The 26,318-nt window shown below is 59.8% G+C and carries 20 protein-coding genes; 12 read left to right on the top strand and 8 right to left on the bottom strand.

Annotated elements, in window-relative coordinates:
- Window positions 1-94: 94 nt before the first annotated feature.
- From O6760_RS25040 to guaD, 3 genes are all read left to right on the top strand, one after another.
- Window positions 95-1,054, top strand: a complete 960-nt coding sequence (locus tag O6760_RS25040; protein ID WP_269582372.1) for a cation diffusion facilitator family transporter — start codon at window positions 95-97, stop codon at window positions 1,052-1,054.
- A gap of 124 nt (window positions 1,055-1,178) precedes the next feature.
- Window positions 1,179-2,105 (top strand): hypothetical protein, encoded by a 927-nt coding sequence (locus O6760_RS25045; RefSeq protein ID WP_269582373.1) that lies wholly within the window; start codon window positions 1,179-1,181, stop codon window positions 2,103-2,105.
- Between the two features lie 169 nt (window positions 2,106-2,274).
- The gene (guaD, locus tag O6760_RS25050) at window positions 2,275-3,582 is read left to right on the top strand and encodes a guanine deaminase (protein WP_269582374.1); all 1,308 of its coding nucleotides are present in this window, start codon (window positions 2,275-2,277) and stop codon (window positions 3,580-3,582) included.
- Window positions 3,583-3,644: 62 nt separating this feature from the next.
- Here the strand turns inward: guaD and O6760_RS25055 are convergent, their stop codons facing one another.
- Together O6760_RS25055 and O6760_RS25060 are read right to left on the bottom strand one after the other, a co-directional pair.
- Window positions 3,645-4,100 (bottom strand): hypothetical protein, encoded by a 456-nt coding sequence (locus O6760_RS25055; RefSeq protein WP_269582375.1) that lies wholly within the window; start codon window positions 4,098-4,100, stop codon window positions 3,645-3,647.
- A 171-nt stretch (window positions 4,101-4,271) separates the two neighbouring features.
- On the bottom strand, window positions 4,272-5,492 hold the full coding sequence (locus O6760_RS25060) for an MFS transporter (protein WP_269582376.1): 1,221 nt from the start codon (window positions 5,490-5,492) through the stop codon (window positions 4,272-4,274).
- A 68-nt stretch (window positions 5,493-5,560) separates the two neighbouring features.
- On the opposite strand from O6760_RS25060, the gene O6760_RS25065 reads away from it, so the two are divergent.
- From O6760_RS25065 to O6760_RS25080, 4 genes are all read left to right on the top strand, one after another.
- On the top strand, window positions 5,561-5,998 hold the full coding sequence (locus O6760_RS25065; RefSeq protein WP_269582377.1) for a helix-turn-helix domain-containing protein: 438 nt from the start codon (window positions 5,561-5,563) through the stop codon (window positions 5,996-5,998).
- Window positions 5,999-6,047: 49 nt separating this feature from the next.
- Window positions 6,048-6,569, top strand: a complete 522-nt coding sequence (locus O6760_RS25070; protein WP_269582378.1) for a hypothetical protein — start codon at window positions 6,048-6,050, stop codon at window positions 6,567-6,569.
- Window positions 6,570-6,571: 2 nt separating this feature from the next.
- On the top strand, window positions 6,572-7,237 hold the full coding sequence (locus O6760_RS25075; RefSeq protein WP_269582379.1) for a hypothetical protein: 666 nt from the start codon (window positions 6,572-6,574) through the stop codon (window positions 7,235-7,237).
- 100 nt (window positions 7,238-7,337) lie between these two features.
- Complete coding sequence (locus O6760_RS25080) at window positions 7,338-8,252, top strand: hypothetical protein (protein WP_269582380.1); 915 nt, start codon at window positions 7,338-7,340, stop codon at window positions 8,250-8,252.
- A 13-nt stretch (window positions 8,253-8,265) separates the two neighbouring features.
- Here the strand turns inward: O6760_RS25080 and O6760_RS25085 are convergent, their stop codons facing one another.
- The 3 genes from O6760_RS25085 to rplM form a co-directional block, all read right to left on the bottom strand.
- Complete coding sequence (locus O6760_RS25085; protein ID WP_269582381.1) at window positions 8,266-9,663, bottom strand: MATE family efflux transporter; 1,398 nt, start codon at window positions 9,661-9,663, stop codon at window positions 8,266-8,268.
- Window positions 9,664-9,815: 152 nt separating this feature from the next.
- The gene (gene rpsI, locus O6760_RS25090; protein WP_269582382.1) at window positions 9,816-10,292 is read right to left on the bottom strand and encodes a 30S ribosomal protein S9; all 477 of its coding nucleotides are present in this window, start codon (window positions 10,290-10,292) and stop codon (window positions 9,816-9,818) included.
- Between the two features lie 2 nt (window positions 10,293-10,294).
- A complete protein-coding gene (rplM, locus tag O6760_RS25095; protein ID WP_269582383.1) occupies window positions 10,295-10,762 on the bottom strand; it encodes a 50S ribosomal protein L13 in 468 nt (155 codons plus the stop codon).
- A gap of 327 nt (window positions 10,763-11,089) precedes the next feature.
- Here rplM and O6760_RS25100 point away from each other — a divergent pair, with 327 nt between their 5' ends.
- Complete coding sequence (locus O6760_RS25100; RefSeq protein WP_269582384.1) at window positions 11,090-12,298, top strand: GGDEF domain-containing protein; 1,209 nt, start codon at window positions 11,090-11,092, stop codon at window positions 12,296-12,298.
- A 140-nt stretch (window positions 12,299-12,438) separates the two neighbouring features.
- Here O6760_RS25100 and O6760_RS25105 read toward each other — a convergent pair whose 3' ends face one another.
- Complete coding sequence (locus tag O6760_RS25105) at window positions 12,439-12,879, bottom strand: PaaI family thioesterase (RefSeq protein ID WP_269582385.1); 441 nt, start codon at window positions 12,877-12,879, stop codon at window positions 12,439-12,441.
- Between the two features lie 101 nt (window positions 12,880-12,980).
- A complete protein-coding gene (locus tag O6760_RS25110) occupies window positions 12,981-14,309 on the bottom strand; it encodes a ferredoxin reductase family protein (RefSeq protein WP_269582386.1) in 1,329 nt (442 codons plus the stop codon).
- Between the two features lie 197 nt (window positions 14,310-14,506).
- On the opposite strand from O6760_RS25110, the gene O6760_RS25115 reads away from it, so the two are divergent.
- On the top strand, window positions 14,507-14,803 hold the full coding sequence (locus tag O6760_RS25115) for a putative quinol monooxygenase (protein WP_269582387.1): 297 nt from the start codon (window positions 14,507-14,509) through the stop codon (window positions 14,801-14,803).
- Window positions 14,804-14,867: 64 nt separating this feature from the next.
- Window positions 14,868-15,368: a hypothetical protein gene (locus O6760_RS25120; protein WP_269582388.1), complete on the top strand. Its 501-nt coding sequence runs from the start codon at window positions 14,868-14,870 to the stop codon at window positions 15,366-15,368.
- Window positions 15,369-15,414: 46 nt separating this feature from the next.
- Here O6760_RS25120 and bmt read toward each other — a convergent pair whose 3' ends face one another.
- Window positions 15,415-16,473, bottom strand: a complete 1,059-nt coding sequence (gene bmt / locus O6760_RS25125) for a betaine--homocysteine S-methyltransferase (protein ID WP_442969830.1) — start codon at window positions 16,471-16,473, stop codon at window positions 15,415-15,417.
- Between the two features lie 312 nt (window positions 16,474-16,785).
- On the opposite strand from bmt, the gene O6760_RS25130 reads away from it, so the two are divergent.
- Both O6760_RS25130 and O6760_RS25135 read left to right on the top strand, forming a co-directional pair.
- Window positions 16,786-18,324, top strand: coding sequence for a trimethylamine methyltransferase family protein (locus O6760_RS25130; protein ID WP_269582389.1), 1,539 nt, complete (start codon window positions 16,786-16,788; stop codon window positions 18,322-18,324).
- A 360-nt stretch (window positions 18,325-18,684) separates the two neighbouring features.
- Window positions 18,685-26,307, top strand: a complete 7,623-nt coding sequence (locus tag O6760_RS25135; RefSeq protein ID WP_269582390.1) for a type I polyketide synthase — start codon at window positions 18,685-18,687, stop codon at window positions 26,305-26,307.
- Window positions 26,308-26,318: the final 11 nt, after the last annotated feature.

A 26,318-nucleotide genomic window follows, 5' to 3' on the forward strand; every position in this document is an offset into this window, starting at 1 on the left:
GCAATCGGATCGCCGGATCCTCCTGTCGCTTGCTACGCTTGCCAAGAATCCGGCATTATCCCGCACACACCGTTCGACCGGCAGGAACCAGTCCATGCAAGACCACGCCCATCACGACCACGGTTCCGGACACGGGCACGATCATGGGCACGATCATGGGCACGATCATGGCCACGGGCACGATCATGCCCCCGAAGTGACGGACCGGAACGCCCGCGCTGTTGCGTGGGCAGGTCTTCTGATTGCCGGTTTCATGTTTGCCGAACTCATCGGCGGCTGGCTGTCAGGATCGCTGGCACTGATGGCGGACGCGGTCCACATGGTCACCGACGCCGCTTCGCTCGGGCTTGCCTGGTGGGCCTTCCAGCAATCGAAAAAGCCGGCGGACAACCGCCTCACCTACGGCAGGGATCGTCTTCCGGTTCTGATTGCCTTTGCCAACGCGATTTTTCTGCTGGTCGTCACAGCCTGGATATGCGTGGAAGCCGTCGGCCGGTTCATCGAACCGGAAACTGTTCTTGCCGGACCGATGTTCGTAATCGCGGTACTGGGGCTTCTGGTGAATATCGCGGCCTTTTTCGTCCTGCAGCGCGGGGGCGACGGCTCGCTCAACATGCGATCCGCCATTCTACATGTCCTCGGGGATCTGCTCGGTTCGGTTGCCGCGATCATGGCCGCAGTCGTGATTTACCTGACCGGCTGGTATCCGATCGACCCTATCCTGTCGGTTTTTGTCGCCCTTTTGATCGTTCGCTCCGCGATTTCGGTCCTCCGCCAATCCGCTCATATTCTCCTTGAGGGGGCACCCGTCGGCATTGATCGCGACACGCTGAAGGCCGACCTTCTGGCGGAGGTGCCCGACCTGTCGGATATTTACCACATACACTTGTGGTCTCTTGCGGAAGGCAAGGTCAATGCGACCATGCACGCCGTTGTCGCGTCGGAGGGAGCCCCCGACCTGGTTCTGGAACGGATGCGTCAACGCATGCGGGATGCGCACGGCATCGGTCATGTCACCATTGAAATCGGCTCCTTTTCGGGTCCTTCCCGATAAAGGGATCGGGACGGCACAACGGGCTTCACAACCTTTGCTAGAGTTTGAAAACCCACCCCTCCCCTGATTGTATTTTCCCTCGGTTTACGCTAGGTTATCCGACATCCTCAATGGAGGGAGCGGGATGCCTGAAGCTCAACAAAACGCGGCAAGCAGCCATGCCGCTCAGGGCGGCGCCGGCAAGTCCAGGGAAACCGCATCGCCTCGCAGCCGGGTGACAATTCTCACCATCTATGTGTGCGCGGCGATCGGCGGAACCATTGCTGCGATTGCCGATCTCGTGCAGAAGGAAAAGGCGTCCGCGGTCCTGAAAATGACCACGATTTCGGCGCGCCATCTCGATCTGGCCGTTCCCCCGCTCTACGTCTTCCTGATCGTTGTGCTTCTGGGCGTGCTTCTGTGTTTCGTCTTTCAGCCCGGAAACCGAAGGGCAGGTTTCGCCGTCGGCGCCGGGGTGATTGCCTCCATCATGACGGTGACGCCCTATCAGCCGCTGCAGACCGGCCAGCCCTCCGAAACAGGCGAAACCACCTGGTTCTCACCCGGCTCCGGGAAAGTGCAGATGGCAAGTTCGAAACCTGGGCACATTCTGCTGGCAGCCAACATCGTCGACATGGCGGTCATACCCGTGACCAACGACCTGGCCATCCCCGTGGAGGTCAAGGTTTCGTTTTACGATCGCAACAGCCGTCAGGCCTATGAACAGGTGCAAGCCATTGCCGCGGGCGCGACCAGGACGTTCGAATTCGCAGCCAAGGCGCAGAACGGCAACATCAACGCCGAACTTTTCCTGGAGATTGCCGGCGAGCGCTCCTCCTATGTTGCCGCGACCGGCGCGGCCCCTTACCACAGCGCCCCCCTGTCGCTCACGAAAACGGTCCCGTCCTTCGCTCAGGCGCAAATCAACCCGGAAGCGCTCAATGCCTTTTCCGAAAGGACCGGCACGTCTCCCCGTCCCGCCAACGACGCGGAAGTCCGGGCGATCTACAACAAGCCGACCGGTTTCATCAACGACCTTCAACAGCGGCTTCTGACCCCCAGAAAGTGGTAGTGCCGGACGGAAGCACAAAGTCACCGCCGGCCCATGGCGTGCTTACCACTTGCTTGAAACAATCATGATCGTCCAGCTTGTGCGGTGCGGGCCGTTGTTCCACCGTCCGCACTGGATTATGACTTGGCAATGATTCAACAACGGCTTTGACGAAGCAAGGAAGACTGCCGTGGCAGACCAGACCCCGACGCTCCTGCGCGGCAGACTGCTGAGTTTCAAATCAGCACCAGGCGGACCCGACGACACGGAAGCCTTTACGTATGTGGAGGACGGCGCCGTCCTGATGCAGAACGGCAAGATCGCCGCGCAAGGCCAATATGAAGACCTTCTCAACCAGTTCCCGGACAGCACGGCACGGATTGTCGATCACCGGCCGCACCTGATCCTGCCCGGTTTCATCGACACGCATATCCACTTCCCGCAGGCACAGGTGATCGCGTCCTGGGCCGACCAGTTGCTCGACTGGCTGAATGATTACACCTTCCCCGCTGAGATGCGCTTTGCCGACAAGGCGCATGGCGACCGGATCGCACTGGAGTTCTTCGATGCGCTCGTTGCGCACGGCACGACAACGGCTGTCGCCTATTGTTCCAGCCACCCGGCGTCCGTCGACGCCTATTTCGAGGAGGCCCAACGGCGCGGCATGCTGATGCTCGGCGGCAAGACCATGATGGACCGGAATGCGCCGGCGCCCCTGTGCGACACGGCCCAGAGCTCCTATGACGACAGCAAGGCTCTGATTGACGCCTGGCACGGTCGGGGCCGGGCGCATTACGTCATCACGCCACGTTTCGCCATCACCTCCACCCCACAGCAGCTCGAGGCCGCCGGAACGCTCCTGAAGGAGCATCCGGACTGCCACCTGCAGACCCATATCAATGAAAACCACAATGAAATCGCCCTGACACGGGAACTCTATCCCGACGCTGCCCATTATCTCGGGGTCTACGAAAGCTTTGGCCTTCTCGGGTCGAAGACATTGCTTGGTCATTGCATTCACATGACGGGCAGCGAGATGCAGATCATGCGGGAGACGGGCTCCGTCGCGGTGTTCTGCCCGACCTCGAACCTGTTTCTGGGCAGCGGCCTGTTCGACAAGGCAGGACTGGAAAGTGCCGGGATCCGCACCGCCATTGCGACCGATGTCGGTGGCGGCACGAGCTATTCCATGTTGCGGACGCTGGACGAGGGCTACAAGATCCTGCAGCTTCAGCGCCAGCGCCTGCACCCTCTCGCCAGCTTTTACTGGGCAACCCGAGGCAATGCCGAAGCGCTTTCGCTGGCAGGCAGGATCGGCACTCTCGACAAGGGCACCGACGCGGACCTTGTGGTTCTCAACGCAAGGGCGACCGGGCCGATGGCGTTGCGCATGGAAACCGTCGAAACCCTCTCCGAAGAGCTGTTCGTGCTGCAGACACTTGGTGACGACCGGGCCGTGGTTGAAACCTATGCCGCGGGTAGGCCCCTGAAGACCTGACCTGAGGCAGCAAGCCCCATCGTTCGGGTCAGGGTCATGCCGCCTCTCCGCTTTGCCCCGTTTCAGGCGCCGATGTCGCGGAAAAACAGGTAAGTCGTGACTTCGCGGGTCTCCATGGGATCGGTCTTGTGGGCATGCACCTGGATCTTTCTGCCTTTTTCGATGCCGACAAGGTCGCCGGCTCTTGTGTATTCGCCCGAGTAGAACCTGCCATCCGCCGGTGACCGATAGACGTAGGTGACCTTGTTCCGCTTCTGGACGGAACCGGCCCTGAAACCGCGCTGTTTGGCAACGAGCGGCGCCAGCCTGCAATCCATATAGGCAAGTTCGTCCGTACCGTTCCTGACGACCCTTTCCCTGCCGGCCTCGATGAAGCACTCGGTCACGACCGACATGATCTCCGCTTTCACCAGGGTGTAGTTCTTCTTCAGCTGGTACGCCTGCGCCATCAGATATCCCGCACCGGCGATGAGGATCGCGGCAACGCCAATTGCTATCACCTTCAGTCTTGCGCGCATCCCGAGCTCCACATCTCCACCTGTGGTAGCATTGTCGATGCAATGTCAAATGGGCATCGCGACCAAACGGAATCACCAACCACAGGTTTATTTTCGCTGCGAGTTTTACCTATATTTTCCGGAAGCGGCAATGTAGAAATTTACCAAGCGGTCCGGCAGTCCGCGACGCAGCTAACCGGGTTGCCTTGCTCGGAACAACCTGGCTGAAAACAGCCATAATGCACCGATTGCAAAGGCAAGAAAGACCCCCGCCGCGGCCTGGAAAACCGGTATGAAACCCAGCTCCTGAATGAAATGTGTCAAGGCCAGAGGCGATACAACCTGCCCCAGAAACATGGCCGTCGTAACCATGCCGGAAACGCTGCCTCTGCGATGCTCAGGCGCGACTTGCAAGGCCAGCATCAGGAAAGTCGGTTGTACCAGACCGTAACCGGTCCCGACCAGTGCCGCCCCCACAAGAAGGAAGAGCCAGGCAGCATCCACCGCCAGGACAGCAAAGCCCGCGGCCATCAGGACGGCCCCCGCCCCGAACGTCGCTGTCAGCCCCAGCCAAAGGCTGATGCGCTTGAACATCATGGCGACACCACCGCCTGCGAGCGTCAGGGCACCGAGGCCGAAGGCGGTTCCGGACGCTCCGTCAAGACCGTTGTCCTCCAGATAGAACGGCAACTGACTGGGCATGAGAAAGAACAGCATGACGGTCATCATCGTCAGGAGCGCAACCAGCAATGCGGGGATCAGCCAGGCTTTTCCGGCAAGGCCGGCCTGCGCAGGCCCGGATGGCTGTCGCCCGGCTCGAGGCCGCCGTTCCCTGCGCAGCAACGGCAGCAACACAGGCAACAGCAGGATGGGCAAGGCATACACCAGGAACGGCAGCCGGGGTGAATAAGCCGCGAGCCAACCTGCGAGACCGATGTAGAGAAAGCCGCTGAAGTTGATCGCCGCGGTCTGCAGGCCCATGAACGCGCTGCGGCGCGCACCGGCGAAAAGGTCACCGACCAGGGCAACCTGCGCCGTCATGGCCAGGGCGACCGCCACACCCAGAAGCAGACGGCTTGCGAGAATAGCGGTCAAGTCAGGCAGGTAGGCCCCCGCGCTGCCGCTCAAGGCGAATAGCAACACGCCTGCCAGCAACAGAGGCACCCGTCCAAACCGGTCTGCCGCGATCCCCGCAAAGGGAGCTACCACGACCACGGAGAGTGAAGGCGCGGCCACAAGAAACCGCGTCAGGTAGGCCGCATGCGGCTCTCCGTCAAAGGCTTGCGCCAGCCCCGGCAAAGCCGGACTGATGGTCGCGTTTGCCATGATCTTGAGGGTAGCGGTCATCAACAGCGCGATGGCTGCGGTTTCCAGCCAGAGAGGCCGCTCCGGGGATTTCAACGGAAATGACATCTGATTTTCCTTGCCTTTTTGACACCATGCGGCCAGCCTACAAATTCAAGTCGACTTGAGGTCAAGAGATGAAATTGCTGGATATTTCCGAGGTTTCGAAACAGTCAGGCGTCGCCGCCTCGGCCATCCGCCACTACGAGGAAAAGGGACTGATCTCTTCGCTCGGGCGGCGTGGCCTCAAACGCCTGTTCGCACCGGAGGTCATCGACCAGCTGGCGCTGATCACGCTCGGCAAGGCGGGCGGGTTTTCGCTGGATGAGATCAGGTCCATGTTCGGCCCCGATGGCCGCCCTGCCCTTTCCCGGGAAAAGCTCCATGCACGCGTGGCGGAAATGGACAGGCAGATCGACCAACTTGCGTCCCTGCGCGACATGATCCGCCACGTCGCCGACTGCCCGGAACAGAACCACATGGATTGTGCGAAGTTCCAGCAACTGATCCGCATCAGCGGAAAAAGACGGAAGACAAAAACCGGCAAAGGCATTTCAGGTATGGATACTCTTTAAGGCTCGAGAGAAGTACCTACATCTTGGATGCATTGAAACAGGAGCGATCGTGAAAATTCCTTCGATAAAACCTTGTCCGGGACTTCCGGACATTCAGATCGGTCTTGTCGATGCGAAATTAAGCTCTGACTTGCACGAAAACTTCTTGGGATTATTCCGAACGAAGTATCGGGAGCACAGCAATCAGGAAAAGATGACCGAGTATTTCTCGAAATTCTTCGGCCTCCCTAAATTCGACGTCACCGAAGACGAACCTCATTCCGGCATTGTAGTCTTCAGTTTCACTATCACGAGTATCAATAACGAAACAGGCATCGATTTGTTATACGGCTCCGACATAGGTGCAGCTTTCGGTTTGGTTCAGTATTTGTTTGACGCTCAATCAGTCTCTGTTTCGCTGAAAGGGCAATTGATAAGGGCTTCAACAGGAACCGTCCTTGCAGAAAAACGGGTCACCGAATCCGTCAACGTAAGGCGTTCGTTTTTCGGACGGCGCGTTCCAAGCCTGCCGATGCTAGAAGTTGCCGCGGTCAGGTTGTTGACGTCCCTGCAACAGGAAGCTTGTCTTTGAACATGCAGGTTTCCAAGGAAGGCCCTTTTGCCTGTACGTTGGCGATGAGACACTGCCTTCAGACCAACCCGACCAAGCAGACACCGTTAAAGAAAATGTCTTTGTTGAACTGGATTTTTCGTCGCAAGGCACCGCCGGCCATTTTTCTCGGCGACGTCCAGATGCATCTCGACTGGAACATGGTCAGTTCCTTCTGCCACTATTTCGGGGCACCCGTTCAAGCAGAACCCGAACCAGACAAATTGCGAGGCTATTTTGCGCGGGCGCTGGACCTCCCTCTTTACGGACCGGACCAAGACATCAGGCCGGGAGATCAGCTGGTCCACCTTGCCATCACCGACCTTCGTTACGGGTTCTTTACATCAATCAACGCAAACAATACCTGGATCCCGCTGGTTTTACGTCCCTCGATCACTCTCTACGGTTACCTCGTTGATATAGACAGCGGTCAAGTCCTGGCAGAAAAGAGGGTAACGCAAAAACCAAGCTGGTTGAGTTTTACCAACCCTGTACTGTTTGCCTGGTCCTATTTTTTGGAAGATATCACCTTCCATGATGCGAATCCGATGTCCGACAAGGCGGCGCAGAAGGCTCTCAGAAGTCTGAAAAAAGTTGCCGCACAGATGGCCAGGACCGGTCATCTTCTTGAAAAGAACAGGATCACCTGACAACTTAGACAATCTGTCATTATGAAAAAACATTCGATGCGCTTGCAAGTTTTGGGAACTTTCGCGCTCCATATCCTTTCCAAGCAAAGAAGAACCCTGGATGAACGCTGAAAGCACTGATTGGGTCTCTGAAGTAATTGCGTTCCTTACAGACAACCTGCAACGCGATGGGAACCTCGAAAGCTGGGATCATTCGTTCATGAGCGCTTACCAATTGGGCTGTGACGCGCTCGTTGCCCTCGGACAAGCCGAGCCAACCAGTTGGGGCGCAATCGCGCTTCACCCTCCTGCGTTGCCTCCCACGCTCCCACGATGGGACGACATTTGTGTGGTAATAATCAGCTTGGCGATCCAAACGGACAAACTGACATTTTTACGTCAAGAAAACTCTTCTTCGCTACAGAAACTCTACACAGACAAATTAGGTGCATTCGACGTTCCGCACGACTTTTCAGTGGCGCCGAACATCGAAGCGACCGAAGATTTGGGGCCTGCGCTGGCACATCCAACTGTTCTTCCTGTTCTGCAAAAACTGGGTCTGCTCAAAAACCGCAGGTGGACGGAGAAAGCCACCGAAATACTCTGGCGTGAACAGCCGAATGCCTGGAACTTGAATATAACAAGTGACGACAGGTTCCAGATTGCCGTCCAAAGAGCTGTCGAACAGATGCCCGATAACGTTCGCTTGAAGCTGGATGACCTGACTTCAATCGAACGCCCGTTGCGCAAACTGATCCAGGCGAGGAAGGACCGCAGGGCTTTGCACCGCAAATCTGGCGAGCAGACGTTCGACAGTCCTTCGCAGGAAATACAGTACCTGCGGGAGCGTTTGCTTGCGCAACTGACTGACGAATTGGACTGGTTGTTCTTCCGAAGCTGGCGATTTTCGAGTGGTTGGCTATCGGGTAAACAGCAAAAAACTGCGCTGGAAATATTTCATGATCCACTGGCGATCCAGATGCGCCATGCCGTCGTCAAAAAGCTTTTTCCAGACCGTCCGGAATTCTTTGAATAACAGCCAGCTTCGGTCACCTTCTTGAAAAGAAAAGAATGACCTGACGCGCCTGGCGCTGGAACAGGCCCGGGCCTTTCGGTGCCTCGTTCAGCCGCTCCACGTCGCGGATGACGAGGCGCACGACCAGAATTGCGGCAAGGCCGAAAACGACGCCACCGGCCGCCTGTCCGATCAGAACGCCCGGTGCCCCGAACAGCGCACCACCGGCCCAGACAAAGGGGATCGTGCCGAGCGTGTGCCGGCCCCAGTTCATCCAGGTGGAATAGAACGGGCGGCCCAGATTGTTGAAAAAGGCATTGGCCACGAACAGAACGCCGTTGAAGAAAAAGGCCAGCGCCAGTGGGCCGCAGAAAAGGTAGATCAGGGTCAGCGCGAGACCGTCCGCGTCGAACAGCCGGGCGATCGGCGTTCTAAGGACGAACAGGGCCAGCGCGGCCAGGCCGACAACCAGCGCCGTGAACAGCAGCGCCTCGCGCAAGGTGCCTCGTACCCGGTCATATTGGCCGGCGCCATAGTTCTGGCCGACAATCGGCCCGACCGCGCCGGACAGGGCGAAGATCGTGGCAAAGGCGAGCGGTGTCATGCGCGCCACGACCGCCATGCCGGCAACCGCCTCCTCGCCGAACTCCGCCATCGAGCGGGTGACCCAGGCCTGGCCGACCGGTGTCGCCAACTGGGTCAGGATCGCCGGGCAGGCAATCGCTGCAATCGGTGGCAGGTCCCTCAGAAGTGCAAGCGGCCGCGGGAGGCTGAGCCCGCCATGGAAACGCACGATCGGAGCGAGCGCAAAGAAGGCCATCGCCACACGCGAAGCCGCGCTGGCAAGGGCCGCGCCGGCGAGTTCCAGGTCCAGGCCGAAGATCAGGATCGGATCCAGGACGGCATTGACCACACCCGCGGCAATCGTCGCGGTCATTGCCCGCCGGGCATCCCCATGGGCCCTGAGCACCGCACCGCCGGCCATTCCCAGGAGCAGCAGCGGCAGTGTCGGCACGATGATCGAAAGGTAGTGAACCGCCAGGTAATGCGTGTCGCCTTTCGCGCCGATCAGCGTCACCAGCTCATCCAGAAGCAGCCAGACGCCAAAGGCAAAGACACCACTGAACACGACACCCGCCACGAGCGCGTTCGAGGCCTGTTCCCTTGCGTCTTCCCTGTCGCCGGCGCCAAGCGCCCGCGCCACCAGCGCACCGGCGGCAATGGCCACTCCGATGTTGAAGGACGTGGTGAAGAACAGGATCGCGCCGGCATAACCGACTGCGGCCGCCAGCTCCGCCTTGCCGAGCATGGAAATGAAGATCATGTCGACAAAGTCGACCGCAAAGATCGCCATGAGGCCGACCGAGGATGTCAGCGACATCACGGTGACATGCCGGAACAGGCTGCCGGTGAGGAATTTGGCCTGGGTCATGAACGTCATCTTTTGGCGGGAAAGCAAACCGGTTCCTGCCGGAGTGCCGGGATTCGCGATCGCTTTTCCCTTAAAGCATTCGCGGCCAGCAAAAAACCCGCCGGATCGCTCCGGCGGGTTTTCCGAACTTGTAGAACCAGTCGGTCCAGCGATTAACGCTTGGAGAACTGGAAGCTCTTGCGGGCCTTTGCACGGCCGAACTTCTTGCGTTCGACAACACGGCTGTCGCGGGTCAGGAAACCGTTCTTCTTCAGAACGCTGCGCAGTTCCGGTTCGTAGTGTGTCAGGGCCTTGGAGAGGCCATGACGCACGGCGCCGGCCTGACCGGACAGGCCACCACCGGAGACGGTGGCGACAACGTCGTACTGACCCGCACGGTCGGCCACCATGATCGGCTGCTGAAGGATCATCTGAAGAACCGGACGAGCGAAATACTCGGTGAAGTCCTTCTTGTTGATCATGATCTTGCCGGTGCCCGGCTTGATCCAGACGCGCGCAATCGCGTCCTTACGCTTGCCTGTTGCATAGGCGCGGCCCTGAGCGTCCAGCTTCTGGACATGGACCGGAGCTTCGGGGGCAGCGGTTTCGACCGCGCCGCCCAGTTCTTCCAGGGATTGCAGCTCAGCCATCGTTAAGCCCTCTTGCCGTCATTCTTTGCATTCAGGCCCTTGACGTCGACGATTTCCGGCGACTGAGCTTCATGCGGGTGGGTCGGACCAGCGTAAACCTTGAGGTTTTTCAGCTGCTTGTTGGACAGAGGACCGCCCGGCATCATGCGCTGCACGGCTTTTTCCAGCACGCGTTCCGGGAAACGGCCTTCCAGGATGGCACGCGCGGTGCGCTCCTTGATGCCACCCGGGTGACCGGTGTGCCAGTAGTACTTCTTGTTATCGTACTTGCGGCCGGTGAACACGACTTTGTCCGCATTGATGACGATGACATTGTCGCCGGTATCAATGTGAGGCGTATAGGTCGGCAGATGCTTGCCACGCAGGTGATTGGCGATGAAAGCGGCGAGACGGCCGACAACCATTCCTTCTGCGTCGATCAAGATCCACTTTTTCTCGACCTCAGCCGTCTTGGCAGAGAAGGTCTTCATGAGTTTGATCCGTACTGAGCGGTTAAAGAAAAGGCCCGCGCAGCTTCTCCAGGAAGACAGCGAACGGACCTTGAATTCGTTCGACGCAGCTTATACGCCGACACGAATTAGTCGTCAATCCCGTTTTTCATGAACTTAATCTATTTTCTTCATATCTATCAACGTCTTATAAAAACGGTATTATAATACCATAAAAATCTGCGCTGTTTTCACGCGGCAGGCCGTCGCGCAATACTGCGATTGCGGCAAATGTGACAACCGATTTTACGCCACCTTAAGACCCCTGGTGCACTGATTGCAGTAACGACGCGTGTCACCGGGACGCTCATGCCATTGTCAGAAAAGAAATCCTGGCTCAGAAAGCCGACCGTTCTCGCGGTTGTTGCGGGCGTTTTTTTGCTGGCAGGTGTTGCGGGCGCCGTTCACACGCTTCTCGACTGGCAGGTTCTCAATTCGATCCGACAGAACGCGGAAGTCAGGGCGCTGACATGGTCAGCCCGTCTGTTCGAAAATGTTCCCAACGCGGAGAAGATGTTCGAAGAAGGCGCCGTCGCGGATGACGACATCCTGCGCCTGGTCGATTCCTTCGCAATGACCGACATCGTGCGGTTCGAGCTGTTCGATGTACATGGACACCGGACATTCATGGTCGGCGACTTGAATGTTGACCACGGCGAAGTCATCAACCAGAACGCCCTTAATGCCTTCCAGACGGGCAAGCCCAAGCTCATTGTGGTTCATGACGAGGAGGCGGAGGAAGCCCGGGGACCGGATACGTTCGTCGAGGCTTACGTGCCGGCCATCGCGCCTTCCGGCCAGCGCGTCGGCACAATCGAACTCTATGTGGATGTCAGTCCGTTGGAAGACGCCCTGGAATCCGCCTTCCAGCAGATCAGCTGGCTTCTGATCATCGGCACGGCAATCGTTCTCGCGATTCCCGCAGGGGCCTATGTGCACCGGACCAAACAGCTGCGCAAACAGGACCAGAAACTTCTTGAACTCACACGCTACGACCAGCTGACCGGCATCCTCAACCGCAATTCGGTGTCGGAAATCCTCGCCCGGCTTTTCAAGGAACAGGCCGGCGCCAGGGGACTTGGCGTGCTTTTCGTCGATGTTGATTATTTCAAGCAGGTCAACGACCAGTATGGCCACGCCTGCGGCGACCGGCTTCTGAAGCACATTGCAGACATTCTGTGCGACAGCACCCGGAGAGGCACCGATATCGTCGGCCGGTTCGGTGGGGACGAATTTGTTGTCCTTGCCCCAGGCATCTCGAGGGACGAGTTTCGCAAGCTGTATGGCCGCGTCATGGAAGGCGCCAAGACACCCTGCAGTCACGAAGACAAGAGCTACACACCCAGCCTGAGTGTCGGTGCCTACCTCACCAGGGAGGGAGATACCGAAAAAGCGGCCCTTCACCGGGCGGATCTCGCCGTTTATGCCGCAAAGCGGCGCGGCCGCGGACAGGTCGCGGAATTTTCGGAAGAGCTGGAAGGCCTGTTCAAGCAGGATGCGGTCCGGCAGACCGCCTGACTGTCCTCAGGTGACGGCCCCATTAATGAAGACGGAATGGCATGGAAAACGGCGAAACACCGCCAGGAAGGGTGCGTGGAGCGGGCTTTTTGCCCGGTCAAGCGCGCTGACGACGCGAAGTGAAGCCGTTTCATCTTCATTTATGAGTCCGTCACCTGGCGTGGCGGCACCGAGTAAGTCGCCGTTGCATGCGCGACGAGGTCTTCCTGTCCCTCCCCCGCAATCCCGCAATCGACCACGGCCAGACGCTTGCCGAGCTTGAGCAGGCGGCAGGTGGCGATCAGGTCGCCCGGCTCCGGCTTGCGCAGGAAGTTGATGTTGAGATTGGTGGTCACCGCAAGCGCTTCCGGGCCGATATGAGCCAGGATCACCACATAGGCAGCCAGATCCGCAAGTGCCATCATGGACGGGCCGGAAACGGTGCCGCCGGGCCTCAGATGAAGCTCGTTGGCACTGAGGCGGACAGCAGCTTCGCCGGGCGTCACGCTGTCGATGGCATAGACCCGTCCGCCGGCATGGATCTGCGGGAACACCTCGTCCAGCATGTCCATGATCTCGTCGCCTGTCATCACCGGCTGCATCGGCGGCCCCCTACGTCATTAAAAACCTGCCATTTTCACGGCTCGCTTTTACGTAAAGGTCAAACCGCCCGGAATGCAAGGGCAGCGATGTTGAAATGAGCTTATTCCGCCGGCAGCGTTCCTGACGCCCGGCGTTTTTCGATAGCGTAGACACCCCGGTCCCACAGCCAGTTTGCCAGGGTGTTGAGACCGATGCCGGTGCGCATCTCGAATTGTTCGAAATGAAAACGGCTGGCGCGCAGTCCCTTCAGCACCAGACCGCTTTTCAGTGCTCTGCGCATGGACACCGGACCGCAGAAGAAGACATGAGCTTGCGACAGGGAGCCGCCGAGATCCGCCGCGATACGCTCCGGCGTCAGACGCGCGCCCTCGTTGGAGTTGAAGATCACAAGTTCCAGGTTGTCCGCCGTCTCCGCGATCTTTTCAAGATCGACCGCATAGGGAATGTCGTCGCGATCCCTGACGCAGTAATAAAGCTTGACCGGACCGGTCTCCCTGGATTTGAGGCTTTCGGCGAAAGCCAGAAAAGGCGTGATTCCGACCCCGGCACCGATCCACACCTGAGGATCGCGCCCTGCAGGCATTGAAAAATGGCCAAACGGACCGGAGACCGTCGCATCCATGCCTTCCTTCAACTCGCGCCGAAGGCGGCGCGTGTAGTCGCCCAGATCCTTGATCGAAAACCGCAAGGACCTGTCTTCGCGCGGTGCCCCGCTCAAGGTGAAAGGGTGCTCCTCGGTAAGGCCGCTGCCGCTGATCGCCAGAAAGGCGAACTGGCCGGGCTTGTGACGCAGGCCTCGCGCCTTCGGCTTGAGGACCACTTCGGTCAGGCCGCCAATATGGCGGACCCTGTCAACCTTGTAGCCATGGCCGCGCGGGGCCATCGGTCGCAGAAGAGACATCCACAGATAGCTGACAATCCCGAGGATACAAAAGGCGGAAATGTAGAGTCCAAGCGCATCAAAACTGGAAAACGGCTTCTCGATAAAGAAGAAATGAAACGCCCCCATTAAGAAGAAGACTCCGATGAGCCTGTGGCTCCACTTCCAAAGATGGTAAGGGATGAAGGTGATCACGGAGGCGAGCACCAGGATAAGCAGGCCATAGAGGCTGACCTCGCCGACATCTTCCGCAATACCGGCGAGTGGCCCGCCACGAAGCCCGTTCATTTCCGCGTCGACAATGTCGTGGAGGCCCAGGCAAACCATGGCGATGACGCCAATCCACTTGTGCAGCACGTAAATCCGGTCCAGCGGACCGAAGACCGTTTCGATACCCGGTACCCGGGTCGCCAGGAACTGGTTGATCCCCATGAGGATCAGCGCTGCCGAGCCGAGATACTGACTGAAGAGCGCGATCGGGTCCCTGGAAGCTGCCAGCGGTGCAAACCAGACAATCGGCGCCAGGCTGGCCAGCGCGATCAAGACCAAACCGATTATCCGCAAGACGCTTACCCCCGTGCAGCCAGCCCCGCTCGATCCCGGGGTCATTTTGGCGCCTGCCTAGCATGCCCGATTCCAAGAGCAATAAACTTTCGCTTGTTTCATGAAAGTTTCATCGAGCAGATTGCGAAATCTTCCCCGTTTCTGAAAGACTGCCGTTGCCGAATGGAATCAAGGAGCTTTCGATGATTTTCGTGATTGCCACGTTGAAGACCACGAGGAAGGACAGAAGCGCTTTCCTGGAGGCTTGCAGGTCCTGCATCGCGGAAACACTGAAGGAGCCCGGCTGCCTGTCCTATGATCTGCATGCCAGCATCACCAACCCGGACACGTTCGTCTTCGTGGAACGCTGGCAGGATCGTGAAGCATTGGAAGCTCATTTCAAGTCACCGCATATTTCCGTCTTGAAGGACGCTGCGGGACCGCTCATTGTCGATCAGTCCGTCGAAATCATTTCGCCGGACTCAGTCGACATCATATAAACGCACCGCATCACAACACGGCTGCCGTACAGCAGGATGCGCGTGCCTGTTTCTGGAGGTCGTCATGAGACGCACGCACGCATGGAAGCGCCCTCGCCTGCTGCACCTGGCCGTGGTTTTAGTGACCATGGACCCGGCACATGTTTTGGCGAATGACTGGACCTACCTGGACGATCGCTCCACGCCCCAGAAGCTGGTGGAAAGCTACTACTTTGCCATCAGCAACCGGTATTACGCACAAGCCTATGGCTATTTCAGCGAAAACGCCGCACCCGCCGATTTCGACAGCTGGGTGAACGGCTATTCGGATACGTCATCCGTCAAGGTCAAATTCGGCCCAACCGCGCCGGATCCCGGGGCCGGACGGATCTACTGGGCCCTTCCGGTCGCGGTCTCGGCAGAGAAGACGGACGGGACGAAGCAGGTCTTTACCGGCTGCTACAAGATCCACATGGCCAATCCGGGCATGCAGAGCGATCCGCCCTATCAACCGATGGGCATCGTGTCCGCGACGCTGAAGGAAACAGCAGGGACCTTTGACGCAGCAACGCCGGGGCCCTGCTGAGAAAAAGGGCCCGCGAATTCCGCGAGCCCAATCGTTCCCGGTTCTGTCAGCTCCGCCGGCGCCCGCGTCGGCGGCCACCGCCTTCGCCGCCTTCCGCCCGGGCGGCATCGGCTTCCCGGTTGGGTGGAGAGACCAGCGGACCAATCTCCTCAATCACTTCGTCGAGCGTCGGACGGCGACCGGCCTTGTGGGTGTCCAGCGCGCTGCGCATGGCGGCAAGATGCACCGGAGACGTACCGCAGCAGCCGCCGATGATGCGGGCGCCTGCGTCCAGAGCCTTGTGGACGTATTTGGCCATCAGCTCCGGCGTGCCGGTATAGACGACTTCATCTCCCCTGATCTGCGGAATGCCGCAATTGGCCTTGGCCACCACGATGGCGTCCGGAAACGCCTGGGTGATATCCATGATGGCGGCCAGCAGGTCCGACGCGCCGACGCCGCAATTGGATCCGATGGCAACGGGCGTGCAGGCGAATTGCGCCCGCAGCTCACCGAGGCCTGTCGGTGACAATCCCATCATGGTCTTGCCGGCCGTGTCGAAACTCGCGGTGATGACAAGGGGAACATCAAAGTCCTGGGCGGCTTCCGCGGCCGCCTTCATTTCCTCGACAGCCGACATGGTTTCGACCCACAGAACGTCGGCGCCTCCTTCGACGAGGCCTTCCATCTGTTCCCTGAAAGCCGCAACGCCGTCTTCGTAGCTAAGCGCGCCAAGCGGTTGAAACAGTTCCCCGGTCGGTCCGATGGACCCACCGATCAGCACGTCCCTGTCAACCTCACCAGCCACCTCCCGTGCCAGCGCAACGCCGGCCATGTTCAGTTCCTTGACCCGGCCTTCTGCATTGTGAAGCTTCAAACGGTGCCGGTTGCAGCCAAAGGTGTTGGTCAGAATGATGTCCGAGCCGGCGTCGACAAAGGACCGGTGCAACGCCCGGATCTTGTCCGGCTCATCGGTGTTCCAGAGTTCCGGAGCATCCCCGGACACAAGGCCCATTTCAAAGAGGTTGGTACCGGTTGCGCCATCGGCAAGGAGCGCCCCTTTCGTGGCCAGAAGTTCTTCCAGCTTGGACATGCGGTTGTCTTTCGTCTTGGTGTGCACAATCATCCCGTTTCCGGGTGTCAAATTGCAATAACAGACCCGGTGCGAAAAGCCACGCGGCGCTTTTGTTTTTCAAGAGATCTGCCCGGCAATCCGTTTCGGTTCTCACGGGCAGCCTGCAAGGCCTGCGCCACATGAATTTCTGCGCGGCTCTACGGCGATCGATGTAACGAAGTCAATGGACTTTCGGGGCAAAATGGAGCAACAAAGCGACATGACGCATTTACGGTATTGCGCGACGTATCTGGAGCCGGTTTGCAAGGTTACCTGATCAAGACTACGCGCAACAAATTCGCATCTTTTCGGGAGCCAAAAACAATGTCTGACGCCGCCCCATCTGGCCGTCGAGGAAGAAACGCCCGCCGCGAGCGCCGGCAAGCCGGTCCTGCCGGTCAGGCCGTTCCCTATATTTCGCGCAACATTCCGAATTTCGAGATCCTGAGCGACGAAGGCGCTGAACGGATCGAGGCAAATGCCGACCGTATCCTCGCGGAAATCGGCCTGGAATTCCGTGAAGACCCGGAAGTCCTCGACATTTGGAAAAAGGCCGGTGCGCAGGTCGACGGCGAACGAGTCCGATTTGAAAAAGGCATGCTGCGCGAAATCGTCAAGACCGCGCCGTCGCAATTCACCCAGCATGCCCGCAACCCGGCGCGCAATGTCGAAATCGGTGGCAACAATCTGGTGCTGGCGCCGGTCTACGGCCCGCCTTTCGTTACCGATCTCGATCAGGGTCGCCGCTATGGCACGATCGAGGACTTCCGCAATTTCGTGAAACTGGCCTACATGTCGCCCTGGCTGCACCATTCCGGTGGCACGGTCTGTGAGCCCGTCGACCTGCCGGTCAACAAACGCCATTTCGATATGGTCTATTCCCATATCAAATATTCCGACAAGCCGTTCATGGGCTCGGTCACCGCTCCCGAACGGGCGGAGGATTCGGTGAAGATGGCGCAGATCACCTTCGGCGAGGACTTTGTCGATCAGAACTGCGTCATGATACAGCTGATCAACGCGAATTCGCCGCTGGTCTTCGATTCCACCATGCTCGGCGCGCTCAAGGTCTATGCCCGCCACAACCAGGCCTGCATCGTGTCGCCGTTCATTCTCGCCGGCGCGATGAGCCCGGTGACAGTGGCAGGCACGTTGTCCCAGGTCCTGGCCGAAGCGCTGGCCGGATGTGCCCTGACGCAGCTCATTCGACCGGGTGCCCCGGTTGTTTTCGGCGCCTTTGTCAGCTCCATCTCAATGCAGTCCGGAGCACCGACATTCGGCAGCCCGGAAGGATCCCTGCTTCTGAACGGTGCTGCCAAGCTCGCCCGCCGGCTCAACCTGCCGTTCCGCTCGGGCGGGTCATTCACGGCATCCAAGGTGCCGGACGCCCAGTCGGCGCAGGAATCGGCGCAGACCATTCTGGCAACCGTCCAGTCCGGCGTGAATTTCTGCCTGCACTCCGCCGGCTGGCTCGAGGGCGGACTGTGCTCGTCCTACGAAAAATTCGTGATGGATGCCGACCAACTCGGCATGATGCATGTGCTTGCCAAGGGAATCGAAATCTCCGATGAGGCGCTTGCGATGGACGCCCTGCAGGAAGTCGGCCCTGGGGGACACTTCCTTGGCGCCGCCCACACCCAGCGTAATTTTGAAGCCGCCTTCTACCGGTCGTCGATCGCCGACAACAATTCCTACGAACAATGGCTGGCGGATGGGGAGCTGGATGCGGCGCGACGCGCCAACGCACGCTGGAAGGAGCAGCTCAGGGCCTATACCGGACCGGAGCTCGATCCCGGGATAGATGAGGCGCTTCAGGCCTTCATGATTGAACGCAAGGCCTCCTTCCCTGACAGCAATGTCTAAGGCTGCCGCAATGGCAACACGTCCCGCCTTCCGGCGGGGCGTGTATTTTTATTCGTTGCATCTCTCATTTCGATCTGTCTATTAAGCGGTTAGTGATAACGCGTGGAGGAACTGCGTTTTTGCGCATAGTGCCTTCCCCAGCTATTCGCCTTGGGATAAACATTGCCGGGCTCCACCGATGCCATGCTGCTGGAATCGGCCGAAGCCATGGGGTAAGCTTGTCGATGGCGGATTGGGGATTGACCTTCCCGAGCGGGAATTGACTTTGAGGGAGCATATGGAAATGAGCATTCTTGACCTTTAATTTTCCAAATCCACTCAATAATTTGTCCAATCCCATCAAATAATACAGGCTAGTCTGTGGCGTCGCTTACCTCCAATATCGATATTCTTGGTTATTCTGCCCGGCTCCCGGGAGCCAGAGATGCCGCCGAGTTCTGGTCACTTTTGAAAAACGGCGAATGTGCCGTTACATCCGTTTCCAACGACCGTTGGCCACTGGCGCGCTTCAAGCACCCTTCGCAAAGCACTTCGGGCAAGACCTATACCTGGGCGGCCGGACAACTTGACGACGTCTGGGGCTTTGACCCCGGCTTCTTCGGCATCTCGCCGCGCGAGGCGGTCCAGATGGATCCCCAGCAGCGCCTGTTGCTGCAGCTCGTCTGGGAAGCGCTCGAACATGCCAACGTCCGTCCAAGTGATCTGGCCGGATCGTCAACCGGTGTCTATGTCGGCGCGTCTTCCCTGGACTACCACCACCGGTTTCTCGTTGATCCGGCCATGGCCGACATGCAGTTCATGACAGGCAATACCCTGTCGATCGTCTCCAACCGGATTTCCTACATCTACGACCTGCGCGGTCCGAGCTTTACCGTCGACACTGCCTGCTCATCTTCTATCGTGGCTCTCCACGAGGCGGTCTCGGCAATCGAAAGCGGTCAGATCGACACCGCGATCGTGTGTGGTGTCAGCCTTCTGCTCAGCCCCTTCGCCTTTGTCGGATTTTCCCGTGCGACAATGCTGTCGCCGACCGGCCTGTGCCAGGCATTCGACGCCAATGGTGACGGATATGTCAGGTCCGAGGGGGGAGCTGTCCTGGTGCTGCGGGCCGCACGTGCCGGCTTGCCGGAAGGAGCGCAAAGCCACGGCAAGCTGCTTGCAACAGGCATCAACGCCGATGGCCGCACCGTGGGCCTGTCCCTGCCCTCGCCCTACGCGCAGGCCGATCTTCTGCGCGAGATCTATGAAGGACTCGACATCGATCCGTCCGAGCTCGCCTTCGTCGAGGCGCATGGAACCGGAACCCGCGTGGGAGACCCGGCCGAAGCAGACGCGCTCGGGCGTGTCATCGGCCAGAAGCGTAGCGATGTCCTGCCGATCGGTTCTGTAAAAACGAATGTTGGTCATCTGGAGCCGGTATCCGGCCTCGTCGGCCTTCTGAAGTCGATCATGGCCCTTCGCGAGAATCTCCTGCCGAAATCCCTTCATTTCCGGACACCAAATCCGGATATTCCTTTCGAGGAACTGAACCTGAAGGTTGCCGGCGAGGCCATTGCGCTTGAACACAATGGCAGCCGGCGTCTTGCAGGCATCAACTCCTTCGGCTTCGGGGGGACCAACGCCCATGCAATTGTTGGTGATGCCGACCCGGTAAAGATCAAGGCCTCCACGGCGCCTGAAGAAGCGCCACTCGTGCTCAGCGCCCGGTCAAAGGACGCCCTGAAGGAGCTGGCTTCCCGCTATGCCGATCAGCTTGAAGGCACCGACGGCGAGCAGTCGGGAGCCCTGATCGCCTCCAGCGCTCACGCCAGAGACCTTCTTTCAGAGCGTGTTGTCGTGTTCGGCAAGTCCGGAGAGGAAAAACGCGCCGCCCTGCGTGCTTACGCAGGTGAAGCCGATGACCTGCCGGATCTGGTTTCCGGGAGCGTGATCAAGCCCGACGCCAAGATCGGTTTTGTCTTTTCCGGCAACGGGTCCCAATGGGCCGGCATGGGCCAGGAGGCCTACCAGGCCGACGTGGATTTCCGCAAGGCATTCGACAAGGTCGACAAGATCTTCATGGGTCTCAGCGGCTGGTCGCTGGTCACAACGCTGTTTGCCGAGGATCTGGAACTTGATCTGGAGCGCTCAGAGATCGCCCAGCCATTGCTGTTTGCCATCCAGGTCGCGATCGTGGAATCGCTTCGGAGCCGCGGCATCACAGCGGACGGGACCACGGGTCACTCCGTTGGCGAGGTCGCTGCGGCCTGGTGTTCCGGTGCCCTTGATCTCGAACAGGCGGTACGGGTGATCCGGGCACGCTCCAGCGAACAGGAAGTCGTCCGCGATCTGGGATCCATGGCAGCCTTGCTGCTGCCTGCGGACCAGGCGGTCGCCGCCATCGAAGAGAGCGGGCTGCCCCGCCTGGAACTAGCCGCCGACAACAGTCCGCGCAGCGTGACCATTTCCGGCGACAGCGAAAGCCTTGACGCATTTGCCAAGTTCGCCCGCAAGAAAAAGTGGGCCCTGCGCCGGCTCAATCTGGCCTATCCCTATCACAGCGCGCTCGTGGACCTGATCGAAAAGCCGCTTCTTGAAGCGTTGAAGGGGCTGAAGCCGACGAAGCCGGCCCTGCCCTTCTATTCGACGGTCACACCGGACGAAACCGACATCAGTGTATCGGCAGACTATTGGTGGCGGAACGTGCGCCGGCCGGTGAGATTTGCGGCAGCCATCGAAAACATGGCGGCGGATGATTTCGCGGTTCTCGTTGAGATCGGTCCGAAGCCGGTGCTCGGCACCTATGTCAATGACGTGCTGCGCGCAAAGGGCAAAAAAGCGAAGGTTCTCGAAACACTCAAGGAACCGTCCAAGAAAGCCGACCCCGCTGCTCGGGGCAATCCGCTTGAACGGATTTCCGCTGCGATCCTTGCCAATGGCGGCAGGACCGACCTTGAAAAATATGTCGGCCCGAGGCCGGACCGGCTCGTGCCGTTGCCTTCCTATCCCTGGCAAAATGCAGACTACCGTCCGGAAAACAGCCCGGAACGGGTCGATTTCATGTTCGGACAGACCTGGCCATTGCTGGGATACAGGCTGCGTCAGGACGCGGCTGAATGGTTCAACCATATCGACAGCAGTTCGCTCGGCTTCCTGAACGACCACAAGGTTGAAGAGAGTGTCGTGTTCCCCGCGGCCGGCTTCATCGAAATGAGTCTGCGCGCCGCCTTGCGCTGGACGCGCGGCGACCAGATAGAACTGCGTGATTTCGACATCCTTCGCCCGCTGGTGATCGAAGGCGACGAAGTCTGGGAAACGCTGGTACGGATTTCACCGGACGACCACGTTGTCGAGGTTCTGTCCCGGCCACGCCTGTCCGACAATGACTTTTCGCTGAATGCTCGCGGAACGTTTCTTGCTCCTTCCACGGTGACAAGGTCGCCCTGGCTGGCGGCCGGCACGGAAACACTCGCGGAACTGGATCACGAGGGACTTTACGAACTCACCAGGAGCTTCGGCCTCAATTACGGTCCGGCGTTCCGCCGCGCGCACAAGGTGGTCAAGCACTCCCAGACCAGTGCCACGGTCACGCTTCTGGCCCAGGACGAGGCCCTGAAAGAGCATGCCTTCGCGCTCTGCCCCACGCTTGTCGATGCCGGTTTCCACGGCCTGTTCGCCTTGCTGGACGGCGTCGAAAACGTACCGCAGAACACCTCGTTTCTGCCGATCCGCATGGGGGCCCTGCGCCTGTTGGCGCCGGAAGTCCATCCGGCAACGGTCCGCATCGACGTCACGAAGGCGTCTCCCCGCTCGATCGAGGCAAGTTTCGAATTCCTGGACAATGACGGTCAGGTGGTCGCACGGCTGACCAAATCCCGTTTCAAGGCTGTCACGCTCGGCCAGGACACGCGCCCGGATGATCTCGTCTACCGTCAAATCGCGACCATTCTGCCTGAACGCAACCGGGTATCCCCGTTGCTTGGCGCCTATCAGGGTCTTGGTGAGCTTGCTCGAAAACTCGGGCTTGCTGGCTCGGAAGACCAGGAACTGGAAGACAGCCGCCTGCTGATCGAAGCCCTTGGCCGGGCCGTGGTTCATCAGAACCTGTATGATCTTTGCGGTGGCCGCAACTTTGCGCTCCAGGATCTGGTAGATGCCGGAGAATTGCACGCCACGTCTGTTCCGCTCGCAGCCAGCATGCTTGCCTGGCTTGTTGAAAGCGGCTTGTGCGACGAAAGCGATGAAGGTTACCGGCTGTCGGATCCTTCCGACTCTCCCTCCGCTTCTGCGTTGCTGCAGGCCCTGACGGAAGGCGGCGGGGCGCATATTGCCGAGGCTGCCCTGCTCGCACGGCTTTGGACGGGGCTGTCCGACATCTTCAGGAACGGACTTCTTGACACCGCCGGGCAAGAATATGCCTCCAGTCTGTTCGACGCCTACCGGACCTCCGGCCCGGGCAAAAAGGCACTGTCAGCAGCTCTCAACACCGCCGTGCAGAGCATCATCGCGGACTGGCCGGCGGATCAGGCGCTGCGCATCCTTCTGGTCGGCGCCAACAGTGGACTGGCTTCGTCGATCGATGCCACTCTGGATCCCACCTACATGGGCCTGGTGGTGAGCGATGCCACATCGGCTGCGGTCAGCCGCGGCGAACGCCTGTGGCAGGGCAGTTCCGCCACCCAGTTCGTCGAGCCGACCGAGACCGAATTTTCCTTCGAAACACATTTCGACCTTGTTCTGTTCGACACGTCTCTTGCAGAGTTCGATCCAGATACTCTTGGTCGCTTCTCGCGCTCGCTGGCACCAGGCGCTGTTCTGCTGGGCGCAGAGGCGCTGCCGCATCCCCTGACGGATCTGATTATGGGCGTCGGATCGGACTGGTGGGACGAAAGCGCCAGCGCTGAATTCCCCGTTTCCAGACAGAAATCCGACTGGACCAGGACACTCGAGGCCGCCGGCCTGCGTTCCGTTGAAACGTTGCCGCTCGACAGCAACCTGATCGAAGCCGACCTGATCAGCGCGCGCGCCGTCGACGATCCGGGCGACGAAGATGTCCCGGCAGAGACGGCAACGGAAGGTGAAGAGCAACCGGAACAGGCGCCTCGGTCCTATCTTCTGCTGACGGATTCCGATGGCCCTGCACACCGGCTGGCCGAAGGTCTCAAGGCGTGTCTGGAACGAACCGGCCATGGGGCGACCTTGCTGGTCCCTGGTGACGTGACCGAACAACTGGGTGAAAACATCTGGAGTGCCGCTCTGGACACTGACCAGTTGGCCGATGAGGATCACAAAGCCCTCTCCAAACTCCTGGCCGACCACGACGGCCGGGTGGTCCATCTTCTCGGTGCGTATGACAAAACCGGTGATGCTCTGGCGTCCGTGGATTCTCGCGCCTTCAGCCTCATGACGATCCTCAAGGCCCTCGGCCCAGACAGCGGCCAGGTCACTCTGCTCGCACCCGCCGGTGCCCAGGATATTGCCGGGGGCAAGGCGGCGGCGCCGAACCAAGCCGGCATCTGGGCCTTTGGCCGGGTCGTGATGAACGAATACCCTGACGCCCACCTGAAACTGATCGATGTTTCGCCGGATCTCGAGCCAGGAATAGCCGCCGCCCGCGTTGCAGACGAAATCCTGACAGCGAATGGCGAGCGGGAGATCGTTCTGGACAGCAAGACGCGGTCGGGAATTCGCCTGCTGAACGGCGGCGTCCTGTCCGAAACGGAATTGCCTGCAGGCGCCACCCCTGCGATGCGGCTGGACATTGCACGGCAGGGCTCTCTCGATCAGCTGGTCTGGCGCGCCGTCGAGCGCAAACCACTGGATGGCCGGGATGTCGAGATCGCGGTTGAAGCCAGCGGACTGAATTTCCGGGATGTCATGTGGGCCCTCGGCCTTTTGCCGGAAGAAGCGCTGGAAGACGGCTTCGCGGGACCGACACTTGGCATGGAATGCTGCGGACACGTTGTTGCCGTCGGGCCGGACGTTACGCGGTTCCGTCCCGGCGACAAGGTGATTACCTTCGCACCTGCCTGTTTCGCCACGCATGTCACGGTCGATGAAAGCGGCTGCGCACCGATGCCGAGCACCGTCTCGGCAGAGGAAGCCGCGACAATCCCGGTGACATTCCTGACCGCCTATTACGCCCTTGTCCATCTCGCGGAACTCTCTGAAGGCGAGACCGTGTTAATCCACGGCGGTGCCGGAGGTGTCGGGCTTGCCGCGCTCCAGATCGCCAAATGGCGCGGCGCGAGGATCATTGCCACAGCCGGTTCGGAAGACAAGCGGAACACCCTGAAGCTTCTGGGCGCCGATGTCGTCCTGGATTCAAGAAGTCTGGCCTTTGTCGACTCCGTCATGTCGGAGACTGGCGGCGAAGGGGTCGACGTGGTGCTGAATTCGCTGTTCGGCGACGCCATGGAACGCAGTATCGAAGTCCTCAAGCCCTTCGGACGTTTTCTGGAGCTCGGAAAACGGGACTACTACGGCAACACGCGCATCGGCCTGCGGCCCTTCCGGCAGAACCTGACCTATTTCGGGATCGATGCCGACCAGTTGCTGACCCGCCAGCCCAAACTCGCCGAGGACCTTTTCGTCAAACTGGTCGAGCTGTTCGAGAATGGCACGCTGCGTGCGCTTCCGCACCGGGTGTTCGAGGCGGAGGATGTGGTCGATGCCTTCCGCCTGATGCAGCAGGCCGGCCATATCGGCAAGATCGTCATCCGTCCACCGGAAGTTCCCGAAAGCGTGCCGGCCGCACGCGAAGTCGCCTTCGACGGTGACGCGGTGTACCTGGTTGCGGGCGGTTTCGGCGGTTTCGGCGCAGCGCTTCTGCATCGGCTCGTCGATCATGGCGCCAGAACGCTCGCAGTCCTCAGCCGGCGCGGCGACGCCAATCCCGATGCACAGGATGTTATCGCGCAGCTTTCCGAACGCGGCGCCTCGGTCAAGGGATACGCCTGCGACATCACAGATGAAAGCGCCCTGAAGAAGGCACTCGCGGAGATCCGGGCCGAGGGCAAACCGCTCAAGGGTGTGTTCCATACCGCCATGGTCTTGAACGACGTTCTGATCGCGAACATGGATCATGACGGCCTGACCAGCGTGCTCGCGCCCAAGATCCGCGGTGCGGAGCTGCTTGACCGCCTGACAGGCGACGATCCGCTCGATCACTTCGTCTTGTATTCCTCCGCGACCACTCTTGTCGGAAACCCGGGCCAGGCGAACTATGTCGCCGCGAACGGCTACCTCGAAGGGCTAGCGCGCAAACGCCGCTCCGACGGCCGTCCGGCTCTTGCCGTTGCCTGGGGCGCCATTTCCGATGCCGGTTACCTGGCCCGCAACGAGGACGTCAACGAGATGCTCTCGCGCAAGCTTGGCCGTCATGCCCTGACCGCCAAGGAAGCCCTGGACGGTCTGATGGCCCTGATGGCGCTGCCGGACGACACCGATGTTCAGCGCGCTGCCCTCGGCTATGCACGGATCGACTGGCAGGCCGCCCGCAAGGACCTGGCGCTTGTCGGCACGCCGCTTGTCAGCCTGCTCGGGCTCGGCGACGAAGACGACGCCGGCGCGGACGGCATGATCGACCTTGCCGCCATGCTGGAAGGCATGGACCAGGTAACCGCCGCCCAGACCGTCGCCAAGCTTCTGGCTGCGGAAATCGGAAAGATCCTGCGCATATCGCCTGAGGAAATCGATCCGCACAAACCGCTTTCCGACATCGGCATGGATTCCCTGATGGCGCTGGAACTCCGAATGAGCGCGGAACGTCAGCTGGGGATCGACATTCCGCTGATGTCGCTGGCAAACGGCGCCACGCTGATCGACCTGTCCGGGCGTGTTGCAAATCGCGTCCTTGGAGAGGAAAATGCGACCGGCATTTCCGACGAGACGCAGCAGCTTGCCAGCCTGCATATGGATGACAATCGTCCGGAGACGGAGGACCTGTCCGACGTCGCCGCCGAAGTTGAAAACAAGAGCCGGGAGCTTGGGTCCTTCCTGTAACCGGCATCATT

This window comes from Roseibium sp. Sym1 (assembly GCF_027359675.1).
Lineage (GTDB): Bacteria > Pseudomonadota > Alphaproteobacteria > Rhizobiales > Stappiaceae > Roseibium.